The 12,504-nt window shown below is 55.5% G+C and carries 12 protein-coding genes; 7 read left to right on the forward strand and 5 right to left on the reverse strand.

Features of this window, described 5'->3' with window-relative positions; all coding sequences use genetic code 11:
- The first annotated feature begins 107 nt into the window (after positions 1-107).
- Positions 108-662, forward strand: coding sequence for an HdeD family acid-resistance protein (locus WC598_RS04950; protein ID WP_372960369.1), 555 nt, complete (start codon positions 108-110; stop codon positions 660-662).
- Positions 663-787: 125 nt separating this feature from the next.
- Here the strand turns inward: WC598_RS04950 and WC598_RS04955 are convergent, their stop codons facing one another.
- Positions 788-2,491 carry a SulP family inorganic anion transporter gene (locus WC598_RS04955; RefSeq protein WP_372960370.1) on the reverse strand — a complete coding sequence of 568 codons (1,704 nt, stop codon included), beginning with the start codon at positions 2,489-2,491 and terminating at the stop codon, positions 788-790.
- A 301-nt stretch (positions 2,492-2,792) separates the two neighbouring features.
- On the opposite strand from WC598_RS04955, the gene WC598_RS04960 reads away from it, so the two are divergent.
- The 4 genes from WC598_RS04960 (at position 2,793) to WC598_RS04975 (ending at position 5,868) form a co-directional block, all read left to right on the forward strand.
- On the forward strand, positions 2,793-3,731 hold the full coding sequence (locus tag WC598_RS04960; RefSeq protein WP_372960371.1) for a deoxyhypusine synthase: 939 nt from the start codon (positions 2,793-2,795) through the stop codon (positions 3,729-3,731).
- Positions 3,724-4,365, forward strand: a complete 642-nt coding sequence (gene pyrF, locus WC598_RS04965) for an orotidine-5'-phosphate decarboxylase (RefSeq protein WP_372960372.1) — start codon at positions 3,724-3,726, stop codon at positions 4,363-4,365. Before WC598_RS04960 ends, pyrF begins: the two co-directional genes overlap by 8 nt.
- Before the next feature lie 259 nt (positions 4,366-4,624).
- The gene (gene nrdD, locus WC598_RS04970) at positions 4,625-4,987 is read left to right on the forward strand and encodes an anaerobic ribonucleoside-triphosphate reductase (protein WP_372960373.1); all 363 of its coding nucleotides are present in this window, start codon (positions 4,625-4,627) and stop codon (positions 4,985-4,987) included.
- Positions 4,984-5,868, forward strand: a complete 885-nt coding sequence (locus WC598_RS04975; protein ID WP_372960374.1) for a cysteine-rich small domain-containing protein — start codon at positions 4,984-4,986, stop codon at positions 5,866-5,868. Before nrdD ends, WC598_RS04975 begins: the two co-directional genes overlap by 4 nt.
- Before the next feature lie 16 nt (positions 5,869-5,884).
- Here WC598_RS04975 and WC598_RS04980 read toward each other — a convergent pair whose 3' ends face one another.
- On the reverse strand, positions 5,885-6,079 hold the full coding sequence (locus WC598_RS04980) for a DUF1858 domain-containing protein (RefSeq protein WP_372960375.1): 195 nt from the start codon (positions 6,077-6,079) through the stop codon (positions 5,885-5,887).
- Between the two features lie 135 nt (positions 6,080-6,214).
- Between WC598_RS04980 and WC598_RS04985 the strand changes: the two genes are divergently transcribed.
- A complete protein-coding gene (locus tag WC598_RS04985; RefSeq protein WP_372960376.1) occupies positions 6,215-7,459 on the forward strand; it encodes a nucleotide-binding protein in 1,245 nt (414 codons plus the stop codon).
- Complete coding sequence (locus WC598_RS04990) at positions 7,456-8,055, forward strand: RPA family protein (RefSeq protein WP_372960377.1); 600 nt, start codon at positions 7,456-7,458, stop codon at positions 8,053-8,055. The genes WC598_RS04985 and WC598_RS04990 overlap by 4 nt, the downstream gene beginning before the upstream one ends.
- Before the next feature lie 968 nt (positions 8,056-9,023).
- Here the strand turns inward: WC598_RS04990 and WC598_RS04995 are convergent.
- The 3 genes from WC598_RS04995 to WC598_RS05005 all read right to left on the reverse strand — a co-directional run bounded on the left by WC598_RS04995 (position 9,024) and on the right by WC598_RS05005 (position 12,498).
- Positions 9,024-10,463: an MATE family efflux transporter gene (locus WC598_RS04995; protein WP_372960378.1), complete on the reverse strand. Its 1,440-nt coding sequence runs from the start codon at positions 10,461-10,463 to the stop codon at positions 9,024-9,026.
- Positions 10,464-10,633: 170 nt separating this feature from the next.
- Positions 10,634-11,836: an ABC transporter permease gene (locus WC598_RS05000; RefSeq protein WP_372960379.1), complete on the reverse strand. Its 1,203-nt coding sequence runs from the start codon at positions 11,834-11,836 to the stop codon at positions 10,634-10,636.
- Positions 11,833-12,498: an ABC transporter ATP-binding protein gene (locus WC598_RS05005; RefSeq protein WP_372960380.1), complete on the reverse strand. Its 666-nt coding sequence runs from the start codon at positions 12,496-12,498 to the stop codon at positions 11,833-11,835. The genes WC598_RS05000 and WC598_RS05005 overlap by 4 nt, the downstream gene beginning before the upstream one ends.
- Positions 12,499-12,504 lie beyond the last annotated feature (6 nt).

The raw sequence follows: 12,504 nt of genomic DNA on the forward strand, positions 1-12,504 counted from the left end.
TGAGAGTCCCGGACGATCATGGCAATAGTTAAAGCGGGGCCGGAGTCATCGCGGGAGTAATAGGTCCCGGAACGGTGGTACCCTTGCTTTCCCCTGAGGCGAAAAATATGGAAACGGAAATTATTACCAAAAGCGGGCTCCTCATCAGAGGAGTCTTTGCACTCATCATCGGGATCCTTTGTTTCATCGTTCCGGTCAGTATCGAAGGGGTAATCGCGTACCTGGTCGGGATTTTCCTGCTGATAATCAGCATCATCATGGGGGGTATCAGTCTCTCTTCTGAACATCCGCCCCTCCACCGCTGGAGTGCGTTTATCCTCTCGATCATCGGGATTATCATTGCGATCCTCATCTTTATCTCACCGGTCTGGCTCATCGTTGTGATGACCTTCCTCGTGGCGCTCTGGCTGATCGTAACCGGGATCGCCGATGTGATCTTTGCTGCAGCCATGAAGGGTGCGCAGCACCGCTTCCTTCTCTGGATTGCCGGTGTGATCGCGATGATCTTCGGCCTGCTTATCGCGGTAGTGCCGTTCCCGACACAGGGTACGCTGGTCGTTGTCATCTTGATCGGGATCTTCGGCGTGATTTACGGTATTATCAGTATCGTTGCCGGTCTGCTTATGAGAAAGGATGAAACTATCATTGCAGTATCGGTATAACCTTTTTTTATTTTCCGGGTATCACCCGGGTATCAACCGTCAGGTATTTACCGGCATCCTGTCGTCAGTGATGGAAAAAGTGAGGCAGTCCCGGGTATAAAAAAAGGAAACATTGGGAAGACCCCCTATGATCCCCGGGGCAATTTTTCATAGGCAACAAGGACATCCCTGGTGAACTCGAAGATGTGTTCCTTGCCAATCAGATCGATGAGCTTGTCCCGTTCCAGCTGGTGCCGGACATGATCTTCAACATAACTCATTACAAGCACGACACCCCGTTTTTTGAGTTCCCCGTGCAGTTGCTTCAGTGCTTCGGAACCGGAGTAATCGATATCATGTATTGACGATGCAGATATACAGAACCATTTCAGGGGCGGGCTCGCGCTGGTCACAATATCCATAATTTCACCGGAGAAACGGGCCTCATTGGCATAATACAGGTTTGCCCCGAACTGGTACACCGCAAGTCCCGGTGCAGCCTGATTCCCCGATTCGAGAGGTGTGAACACCCACCCCCGGTTCGGGGCTTCGACCAGCAGGAAATTCCGCGGCTGGTAACTATGGCGGAGATGAACGATGATGGAGAGAACAACCGCGAGAATGATACCCCATCCCACATCGACAAAGATCACGGTCATCGCCGTTATGAACGCCACGATAAATTCCACGGGACGGCGGAACAACAGTTCTTTTAAGCCTTTGATATCGATCAGATGAATCCCGATGGCAAAGACAATAGTCGCCAGCACCGCACCAGGAAGGTAGGAAAGAGGCACGGTAAAAAACAGCAGAGCGATAAGGACTATGCCGACCGTGACCAGCTGGGTAAGCTGGGATCTTCCCCCGGAACTATCGGCAACTTCTGTCATGGTCGGGCTCCCGTTGACAACAAACGTCCCCGTCATCCCTGCGGCAGCGTTGGAAAGGCCAAGGCCGACAAGATCCCCCTCCTCGTCAAATTTCTCCCCGTGTCGCAGAGCATATGCCCGCGACGTGAGAGCGCTCTGGGCAAGAATTACAATAAAACAAGCTGCAGCAACACCGAGAAGATCGGGGATCCTGTCAAGTGGCACAGCGGGAAATACAAGTGTGGGAAGACCCGCAGGGACCACGCCAATCGTTTTTATCCCGTAGGTTTCAAAAGCAAGTGCCCAACTCGCAATGATAGTCCCGGTTACCACAAGAAAAGGCCAGGGGATCTTTTTCAGAAACCGGCTTCCTCCAAGGAGGATGGCAAGGATCAGAATTGAGAGGACAACCGTTAAGCCGTTCACCTGGGGGACGTCTCTGACTATCTCGGCGATCTGCAGGATGGGGTTATGCGCCCCTTTTGATAACCCAAGCATCTCGGGAATCTGACCCAGGGCTACCTGTACTCCCACGCCGGTCAGAAACCCGATAAGCACAGCGCGGGAGAGAAAATCCGCGATAAAACCAAGTCTGAAGATACGAGCGAGTATCAAAAATCCCGCTGCGAGCAGCGCTGCCATTCCCGCAAGCGCAATGTACTGGGGGGACCCGGGCAGGGCCATGTTCACCAGCGCAGTTGCCAGGAGTGCCGCGGTTGCAGAATCTGCAGCAACCACCAAGTGACGTGAAGATCCGAAGAGAGCAAATACCGCCAGGGGAATCAGAACGGTATAGAGACCATAGACAACAGGGATGCCGGCAATTTTTGCGTACCCCATCACCTGGGGAATTGCGAGAGCCGCAAGGGTTATTCCCGCAATGATATCCAGCGGCACCTGGGATCTTTTTAAGGGAAGAATTCCGCGGAGGGCAGGAAACTGCCTAATCTTTCCCGTGATCTTCCCCTCTGCTGGCACCATTCACCTCAATCTTTTTTCCGGTGTTGCCGTGAAAAAGCACTCTCCTTTCCCGCGGGCATCTCTTCTCCCAGTAACATATTCGTTAAAGCAACTGCAGGGAGGGCATTCGATCGGTATTTTAGTTCAATAGTTCCTGTAGCGATGTATTTATGGTACTCCCTCAATCATACGTGCTGCGGGATTTCTGTCAACAACTGCCGCCGAAACCGGATCCCCGGTGCCTGATAGTGAGGGGAGCCTGCTCCTGAAACACAGTTATCAGGCCGGACCGCCAATATACCGGCAATAATTGGGGAGAATCATGACACATCCATGCGATGAGCCGGTCACCCAGCTGCACGTCAAGCCGGGCATGACAGTCAATGAACTGGTCAGGGCAATGGGAGAGGCCGGGGCATACAACGGCGGCTCCCTCTCCCGGGCCGCTGATATTTACGAGCAGATGCTCCGAAATCCCGAGACAACGAAGTTCTTCGGGCTGGCCGGGGCCATGGTACCCGCGGGGATGGGCGGGATCGTCTCCGACCTCATCCGGTCCAAACACATCGACGTGCTCGTCTCGACCGGGGCCAACCTCACCCACGACATCATCGAGGCTATCGGGTGCCGGCATTTCCACGGCACAGCCTTCTGCAACGACATCGAGCTCCGCCACGACGAGATCAACCGGATCTACGATGTCTACCTCCCGAACGAGGCCTTTGAGCACTTCGAAGAATTCATGCAGGGCGTGTTCGGGGAACTCGAACCGGGGAGCACCATCTCCATTTCAGGACTCCTTAAGCATATCGGGAACAACGCAAAGTCCGGCATCCTCCACACCGCAGCCCGGAACAACATCCCGGTCTACTGCCCTGCGGTGCAGGACTCAATGATCGGCCTCCAGTACTGGCTCTTCTCCCAGACCAACAAGGTGACGGTCGATGCTTTTGCCGATATGCCGGCCCTCATGGATCTCTGTTTTACCGTAAAGAAGGCCGGAGCAATGCTCGTGGGCGGCGGGGTTCCGAAGAACTTCATCCTCCAGAGCATGCTCATGACCCCGAACGGGTTCAGTTACGCGATCCAGCTGACCGGCGACCGTCCCGACCTTGGCGGGCTCTCGGGCGCAACACTCGACGAGGCCCGGTCCTGGGGCAAGATCACCGAAGAAGCCCAGGCCGTCACGGTCTACGGCGACGCAACGATCACGCTCCCGGTTCTCGTTGCTGCGGTCATGGAGCGGCTGCACCATGGCTGAACTGATCCTTGCCCTGGATGCCACGGACAGGAAAAAAGCCATCGCGATAGCAGAAGCCTGCGCCCCCCAACTGGATGCAATCAAGCTTGGTTATCCCCTCATCCTCTCCTGCGGGCTCTCCATTGCCGACGACCTTGAAGACCTCGACCTCCCGCTCATCGCGGACTTCAAGGTCGCCGATATCCCCAACACCAACCGGCTCATCGCCGAGCAGGTCTTCGATGCCGGGTTCGCTTCAATCATCTGTCACGGCTTTGTTGGCAGGGACTCAGTCCAGGCCTGCGTGGACGTATCCGCGGACTGCGGAGGTTCGTGTTTCGTGGTGGCCGAGATGAGCCACCCGGGAGCAACCGAATTCTTCCATGGCGGGGCTGCAGAGAAGATAGCCCGTCTCGCCATGGAATGCGGGGCTGACGGGATCATCGCCCCCGCCACCCGGCCGGAGCGGACACGGGAGCTCAGGAAGATCGTGGGTACCCGGAAGATACTCTCCCCGGGCGTCGGGGCACAGGGAGGGGATGCAGCCACGATTGCAAAGACGGTTGACGGCATCATTGTCGGCCGGGCCATCTACGAAGCCGAAGATCCGGGCGCGGCCGCGGAAGGGTTTGCACACGTACGATCCGGAAAATAATCTGCGTGTCCGGGATTTCCCGGACAAGGTTCCTGCGAAAGGATGTAAGCGTGGTAAATATGTTTCGCAGGATCTGATAACCGGTTTCCAGCCATGTTAGGAAAACCGGCCCCAAATGACATCCTGATTTTATTAATATATTTAAATGAAGGGTTTTTGCGGCCTGATCGGCATATCTGCGCTGCTAAATGGATGAAATCGCAGTTCGTTGAACCGGGAGGTTCTCAATATTTATTAACGCCCTGCACGATGTTATAGTATGGATTGGACGGCGGAACAACGGACATTTGCAGGCAGATACAAGAAACTCGAGGATATTCCAGAAAAGGACCGTAAATTCAAGTGCCACACCTGCCACCTTATCGTTGACCAGAACCCCTGCCCCAACTGCGGGGAGACGCACCTTGAAGTGATGTGCCCGCTCGATCACTGCCACTGCACCCACGAGATCATCTCGGGGATCGAGTACTGCCCGCTCTGCGGCCAGGCGATCTGCCCCGAATGCGGTTCGCACGATGTCGTACAGGTAAGCCGGGTGACCGGGTACCTGCAGGACGTTTCCGGGTGGAACGCCGGTAAACAGCAGGAACTCAAGGACCGGACACGCTACTCGGTTGCATGAGATTTTTTACCCATATCAATACTCTTTTCATCCGCGGTCCGCTCCGCGCTGCAGGCACCGGAGTCTGCGGGGGGATCCGCTCGGTATCAACACTGCTCCACCACACAATGTCACCCGGTGCGGACATTTCTGAGGAACCCGACAAGGTACTCGGCAGGGTTGCAGCCGATGCCGGCCTGGACATGGAATACATGGGGTTCATTTCCGCGATTCCGGGCTGCCAGTTCTGTATCCTGCAATATGATTTCATAACCCTGTTCATCGCGGCCGGCATCCGGCGCGAACCCCCGGCAGGATCGGGGGGGATCACGATCATCATCACAAGCACCGAGGGCCTGGATGATGCAGCGCTCGTGGAAGCAGTTATGATTGCAACCGAAGCAAAGGCCGAGGCGCTCCAGGCGCTCGATCTCCCGATCTCCGGCACACCATCGGACGGCGTGATAGTTGCCTGCGAAGGCGACACGGTCCACCTGTCGGCAGGACGCCTCTCCGCAGCCGGGACGAGAATCCGCGGGGCAATAGCCCACGGATTACCCGAAGCTCTCATACGGCATGATACCGGGGTCCGGTCCGACCGGCCGGGCTTCTTCATCTTCAGCCGGTTCAAAGGCGAACACTGGATCGAATGGGTGCCGGAAACCTGCCCCTACTACCCCTGCCATTTCAAGGGACAGGCCTGCGATTTCTGTTACTGCCCGTTCTACCCGTGCAGGGACGAGGGTCTCGGGCAGTGGGTGGAGAGCGCAAACGGGGGAAAGGTCTGGAACTGTGCAGCGTGCACGCTCCTGCACGAACCGGAGACTGCCGCGTACCTGAAAAAGTACCCGGGTGCGGGGCTGGATGAGCTGAAACGTGTTTCAGCAGCAAAAAAGAGATAAAAAAATTTATTCCGGTTTACTCTTTGATCCCGAGGGCCGAGAGGAGCTCGGGCAGCGGGATACCGTGAGCTTCAGCGGCTTCCCTTATGGTCTCGCCACGGGCGATCGCACAGCCGACACAGCCCATGCCGAACTTGAAGAGGGCATCGGTTGCTTCGGGCTTTGCCTTGAGAAGATCGTAGATGGTGCTGTCAGCGGTTATTTCAGACATAGTATCATCTAAGTCTCCTTTTGGGTACATAAACCTGATTATCGCGGCGGTGCAGGATCCAATCCGACACTTTCACTACACATGGTCACCCTATATAGTCCGGATAAAACCTGATTGAAACTGGAGATGTAAGATATGGATTTTTCCGAAGCAGCAAACAGAATCTCCCGAAAGTTCACAAAAGACGGACACCAGGCGGATGCCCAGAAGATCGAGGGCAAGCTCCGCCGGCTCGTGCAGGAATTCGGCGTCCAGCCATCAGAGGCGGAGCGCAGCGTTACGAACGAACTCGCAAAGGAGTACAATATACCCCTGGGCGGGACGGGTGGAGCCGTAAAGAGCGGTGGCGGGACGGAAGAGAAGAAGATCGCGGAAGCCGTTTCCGGCGAATGGGTGACGATCGAGGGTAAGATCGTTTCCCTTTCCCCGCCGGCGTCACCTGCAATTGGCCAGAGCGGGATCATAGCCGACGAGTCCGGCGCGATCCGGTTCGTTGCCTGGGCAAAAGCCAATGCACCGGTCATGGCCGAAGGAGTCTGGTACCGGATCGAATCGGCCGTAGTCGACGAGTACAAGGATATCCCGAACCTGAAGATCCACTCCGGTACCACCATCAAGGAGATCGGGGAAGACCGGGCCCTGATTCCGAACCCGATGCCGATAAAAGACCTCCGTCCCGGGATCGGCAGTATCCGGGGAAAGGTTGTTCAGGAATGGGACGCCTCCCACGAGCGGATGCTCCAGTCAGGCCTCCTCGGGGACGAGACCGGGACCGTCAAGTTCGTGCTGTGGAAAGAGCCCGGCAAGGAGAAGCTGGTTGTCGGGGCCGTGTACAATATCTTCTATGCCCAGGTTGATGAGTTCAACGGGAGGCTCTCGCTGAACCTGACACCGGCAACGGTTATGCAGGATGAGGGGGATATCCCGGTGAGCGGCGGGGAAGCGACCTTCCGGGGAGCAATCGTGCACGTTGCCCCGGGTTCCGGGCTCATCAAGCGCTGCCCGGTCGAGGGGTGCAACCGTGCCCTCTCGCGCCAGAACTACTGCCCGGTCCACGAGATCCAGCCGAAATTCACGTACGATCTCCGGATCAAGGGCTGGCTCGATGACGGGGAGAAGACCCACAGCATCCTGCTCCAGCGCGATGTCGTGGAAGCCCTCACGGAAATAAATCTCGAAAAGGCTCAGGAGATCGCGGAGAACAACCCGCTGGGGATGGATGAGGTCTTTCTCCAGATGCGCGAGAAGGTACTTGGGCGGTACATCACCTGCAACGGGCGCGAGATCGACAACCGCCTCCTGGTCAACAAGTGCGAGCGCTCTTCCTTTGAGAGCGGGGAACATGCCCGCCTGCTGAACCGGGCCGGGGGTGTACCATGAGCACAAACCAGGGGGATATGGGGCGCAGGGATGGTTCGTTCGAGCGGGAACCGGCACGCCGGGTCTTTGCCGGCGAACTGCGCGAGTGCCGGTACCAGTTCAAGGACGGGGAGGACGAGAAGAGCCCTACGTTCGTCCTCCTTCCGTCCGGAGAGCGCTGCAACCGGATCTTCCTTGTGGGAACCCTGACCGAGAAGCAGCGGCAGGGAGACCAGAACGTCTTTTACCGGGGCCGCGTTGTCGACCCGAGCGGCACGTTCTTTGTGATGGCCGGCAGCTACCAGCCCGAGGCCATGCAGCAGCTGGCCAAGATCGAGACGCCGGCGTTCGTTGCTGTTGTCGGCAAGCCTAACCTGTACCAGAAACCGGACGGGTCATTCCTCGTCTCTGTCCGGGTGGAGTCGATCACGGTTGTGGACAAGGACACCCGGGATCTCTGGGTGCTGGACGCTGCAGAGCGGACCCTTGACCGGGTCGAGGCCTGCGCAGCGGGAACGGCCCCGGATGTCATCAAGGCAAAAGAACAGTACCCAACGATCGATCCGGCCGTGTTCCGGAAGATCGCCTTTGATGCGCTGGCGCAGATCAAGATGTAACTCTTTTTTGATATCTACCTGTAAGCCCCAAAAGCCCCTTATATGCATTTTTCCCCTTCCTGACAATCCGCTCAACAACCGGTTGCCCCGGTTTTCGCAGGCCACGGCTCTGGCATGCAAAAGTAAACCATCCGACCCCCATTAGCCTTTTGACTCCATTAAAGGCAATGAAACGACGTAAAATTCTCCTTTTTCCACCAGCAATAAGTGTGGATATTTGGGGGTCGGACCACATTTTTTTGTTTTTAACATCTGACTCATTTGTGGAAAACAGCATAATTTACGATGAAAGTATCCTCACGGTGCCGGTTCCGGCAAAAACACTTTTCGCCCATCCGACCCCCCTCATTCAGGGGGGAACCACCCCATATAAAGCACTACGTTATCCGCACCCAACCGGATCTGGCAGAGAATTCCTGATGACAAAACCCCGCTCCCATCCCGGTACCTCGCGGACGGATTCCTGGAATGGGGAAAGAAGTCATGAGTACAGCAGGCTCCCCTCATAAAAGTACAATATAAATGACGACCTCCTGCGTCACAGTATCCGGACTAACGAAGTTAGATCCATCATTTGGGCGGGGATCTCAAGGCAGATCCCCGATATAATAGCAAATTAAAGGTACAGGAATTTCGTCCCCGGGTGCCGGTGGACAGTTGAGAGGGCAATTCATACGGGTCATCGCGGTCGGGGAATATATGCGGTCAATGCCTGATGTCCGGGGCATATTCCGAAAGGAAAAGGACAGGGGTTTTCTCGGTACTTGCAGGCTTTGCATCCTTTTCTCTCCATATCCCCGGGTGGAAAATTCCAATACTGTTATTCCCTTCTGATTATGCCCGCCATCACCAGATGAATATTCCGGGTTTGACGTTCCTGGACGGTTTCATTTCCATTTTACTTCACGGGAATCTTCCCCCTTGGACAAATGGACGTGTCTCCATCCAACCCGGTACTTTTGTGGGGGTCATGGGAATGCACTCCCTTCGGATAAGGCCGGATCTTCACAGCACCGACGATCCAGTCTCGCAAGATAGGCCCTTGCCCAGCCATATGCCAGCAGACCTCCTGCAATCTCCCCGGCAACCACCCCCCACCAGACCCCCTGCTCTCCCATCCCTAAGAAAATTGCAAACAGGTACGCAAAGACCGCCGCAAATACAAGGCTCCTCATGAACGTGAGAAAAAGGGAAGTTGGTCCTTTCCCGACACCCTGGAAGATTGAAGAAGACAGGAGACCCAGCGGTACAAAGGGATAAAAAAAGCACATGACCCCGATGAATGCGGCAATTGCCGGATAGAGATGGGCACTTTCCGCTGAATAGGAAAAAAGGGAGGCGATCGGGTAGGCAAATACAAAGGTAATGGCACTGACACAGAGTGCGATGGCGAGGCCGAAGATAATCGAGAAGGTGTGGACAACCCGAATCTTCCCGAAATGTTTTGCCCCGTATGCTGCACCGGCAACCGATACAACAGATGTACCTATAGCAACAATAGGAGTAATGCCATACGATACTATCCTGAAGCCAACGGAAAAGACCGCCACGGCATCAGTCGTAGTTACGATAACGAGGATCAGGTTGAGAATGATACTGAGCACTGACATCAGCAGGAACTCAGCACTGGCAGGGATTCCCACGTACAGGATATCGCTGACCACACTCCGGCACGGGGTGAAAACCTGCCGGGAGAGGCACACATAGGTATCTTTCTTGATAAAGAACCAGTAGCAGAGGACAACCGTGGCGGCAGCAAGGGAGAGGATCGTTCCCCATGCGGCCCCGGCAATACCGAGACCCAGCCCGTAGATCAGGATGGGATCAAGAACAATATTCAAAAGACTTGCAGCCACCATGGCGTACATAGTTCTCTTTGCGTCGCCTTCTGCCCGGAGAATCCCGTAGGCAATGTTGACAAAGAGAATGAAGAATGAACCGGCAAAAAGCACCTGTCCGTATGCTACTGCAAGGCTGGCGGTCTTCCCGGCCCCGAAAAGGATGGCTATCGGTTCGGCAAAAATGACTAACGGCAGTGTCATGATCACCGAGAGGATAAGGGCAATGATTAGTGCATGTACAGCATTGTTGCTGGCTCCATTACGATCGTTTGCCCCAATCCTTCTCGCTATGGCCGAGGTCGCCCCTGCACCGATACCGGTTCCGAGGCCCAGGAGCACCATGAAGACCGGCGTCATGAACCCGACCGCCGCAAGGGCATCAGAACCAAGGCCTACAACCCAGATCGCGTTAACAACATTATAACTCGACATCAGGAGCATAGCGATTATCATCGGTACTGATAACGAGATGATCGCCTTTTTCGGATCGCCTGTCAGGATGGCAACACCCTCACTGTCTCGGGTACTGCAGGCGTTTTCTCCCTTAATAAATGAAAGAATTGTCACGGGTGCTCACGAGTTATTCGTGCCTCGATTTTTTTTGAGTCCGATCATTTGCTTACAAAGAAATGTCATAATCATTCACCAGTCATTGATGCAGTTCCGTCCCATAGCTTCATGGACCCAACAGACGAGCCGCGACAGGTTCATGAACACGGAAAAAGAAAATTTTCCCGTTACTCGTGCCTCAGCGCATCGATCGGGTTCATATTTGCTGCCTGCCATGCCGGGTAAACTCCGCAGGCCAGGCAGATAACGATCCCAAACCCTACGCCCTCGGTAACCGAGATCGCACTGGAGATAGTCCACAGGTACTGGGTGGTGCCCAGCATCAGGGCGCTGATGGCATACCCGGCAACCACGCTCAGGACACCCCCGACAACACTCCCGATAACCCCGATGATCGCCGCTTCGTAGATGAACATGCTCATCACCTCTTTTTTCTGGGTGCCGATGCTGCGCATGATTCCTATCTCCTTGATCCGCTCGTTCACGGACATCATCATGATGTTGAAGATCGAGACCCCGGCAACAACCATCGATATCCCGCCAATGGCAGTCACGAAGGTCGTGATGGTGCCAAATGTCTCGTAGATCGAGGCGAGCGTGGCCTTGCTGTCCGTCACCGAGACGATCTTATCCCGCCGGTTCAGCTGCTTCTCGATGATGGTCTTGACCTCCGCGGTATCCTGCCCGCTTTTTACCTTGACAACGACCTGGTTGTATTCACCCTTGGATCCAAAGTTGGATTCAACCCAGTCTCGGGTCGCAACAACGGCATTGTCCGTGCTGAGATCAAAACTCATCCCCCGCTCCTCGATGATGCCGGTGACACGGAGCGTGCCGTACTGCCCTTCCGAACCAATAGAGATCCGTGAGCCTACCCGGATATTATTGTCCTTGGCAAACTCCGATCCAACCAGGCAGCCGGAGTTCCCGTTGCTGTAATCTCCCGATGTCAGGACCATGTTGAAATCCTTGATATCCTGGGGATCAACACCATAGATGGTTGCAACGATGTCATCGCTCCCCACACCCACGCTCATGCGCTGCGATGTCGAGAGCACGGGTATGGCAACACTGGGGGCAACGGCCCGTTTGATCTGCTGGTAGTCCTGGTCCGAGATCTTCAGGTTCTCGGAACTGCTCCCGCCACCACCCCCACTGGGGCCCATGCCACCCCCACCCCCGCTGTAGGGGGTTACGATGACGCTGTCTCCTACCGATGAGAGGCTTTCAGACACGGATGCAACCATGCTGTTTCCAAGAATCCCCATGGATGCTATGGCAACAACACCTATCACGATGCCGAGCATTGCGAGGCTTGACCGGAGAAAGTGGAGCCGGATGTTGCGCTTGGCTATCTCCCAGAAGATCATGATGCAATGCACCCGTCAACGATCCGGATTGTCCGGTTGGTGTACTGGGCAACGTTGGGATCATGGGTCACCACGATGATGGTCGAACCGTTCCTGTTCAGTTCGGTCATGAGTTCCATGATGCTTGCCCCGGTCTTCGAATCCAGGTTTCCGGTCGGTTCATCGCACAGGAGAATATCGGGGTCGTTGATGAGCGAACGCGCAATGGCAACCCGCTGCTGCTGGCCTCCCGAGAGTTCAAGCGGGGTATGAGTATAGAGGTGTTCGTCCAGCTGGACTGCCCGGAGTACTTTTTTTGCTTTTTCTTCATCCACACCGGCCTTGAGCATCTGGGGAAAACTGACGTTTTCGATGATGTTCAAGAGCGGGAAGAGATTGAAGTATTGGAAGATGAACCCGATCCGGTCTCTCCGCAGGCTGGTGAGCTCTGCGTCGGACATGTCCCGGATCGGTTTGCCGCTCATAAAGATGTTGCCGGACGTGGGCTTGTCAAGACATCCCATCAGGGTGAGAAGGGTCGACTTCCCCGACCCCGAAGGTCCCATTATGGAGATGAACTCTCCCCGCTCAACGGAAAAGGAGATGTGGTTGAGGGCCGTCACATCCCCGGACTTGAGCGGGTAGATCTTCACCACCTCCTCGAACTGTATTACCGGTTCCATGGCTGC

The sequence above is a fragment of the Methanoregula sp. genome (assembly GCF_041645475.1).
Classification (GTDB): Archaea; Halobacteriota; Methanomicrobia; order Methanomicrobiales; family Methanospirillaceae; genus Methanoregula.

Coding starts and splice junctions, on each gene's coding strand:
- WC598_RS04950 (WP_372960369.1), top strand. CDS start 108: ATGGAAACGGAAATTATTACCAAAAGCGGGCTCCTCATCAGAGGAGTC.
- WC598_RS04955 (WP_372960370.1), bottom strand. CDS start 2,491: ATGGTGCCAGCAGAGGGGAAGATCACGGGAAAGATTAGGCAGTTTCCT.
- WC598_RS04960 (WP_372960371.1), top strand. CDS start 2,793: ATGACACATCCATGCGATGAGCCGGTCACCCAGCTGCACGTCAAGCCG.
- pyrF (WP_372960372.1), top strand. CDS start 3,724: ATGGCTGAACTGATCCTTGCCCTGGATGCCACGGACAGGAAAAAAGCC.
- nrdD (WP_372960373.1), top strand. CDS start 4,625: ATGGATTGGACGGCGGAACAACGGACATTTGCAGGCAGATACAAGAAA.
- WC598_RS04975 (WP_372960374.1), top strand. CDS start 4,984: ATGAGATTTTTTACCCATATCAATACTCTTTTCATCCGCGGTCCGCTC.
- WC598_RS04980 (WP_372960375.1), bottom strand. CDS start 6,079: ATGTCTGAAATAACCGCTGACAGCACCATCTACGATCTTCTCAAGGCA.
- WC598_RS04985 (WP_372960376.1), top strand. CDS start 6,215: ATGGATTTTTCCGAAGCAGCAAACAGAATCTCCCGAAAGTTCACAAAA.
- WC598_RS04990 (WP_372960377.1), top strand. CDS start 7,456: ATGAGCACAAACCAGGGGGATATGGGGCGCAGGGATGGTTCGTTCGAG.
- WC598_RS05000 (WP_372960379.1), bottom strand. CDS start 11,836: ATGATCTTCTGGGAGATAGCCAAGCGCAACATCCGGCTCCACTTTCTC.
- WC598_RS05005 (WP_372960380.1), bottom strand. CDS start 12,498: ATGGAACCGGTAATACAGTTCGAGGAGGTGGTGAAGATCTACCCGCTC.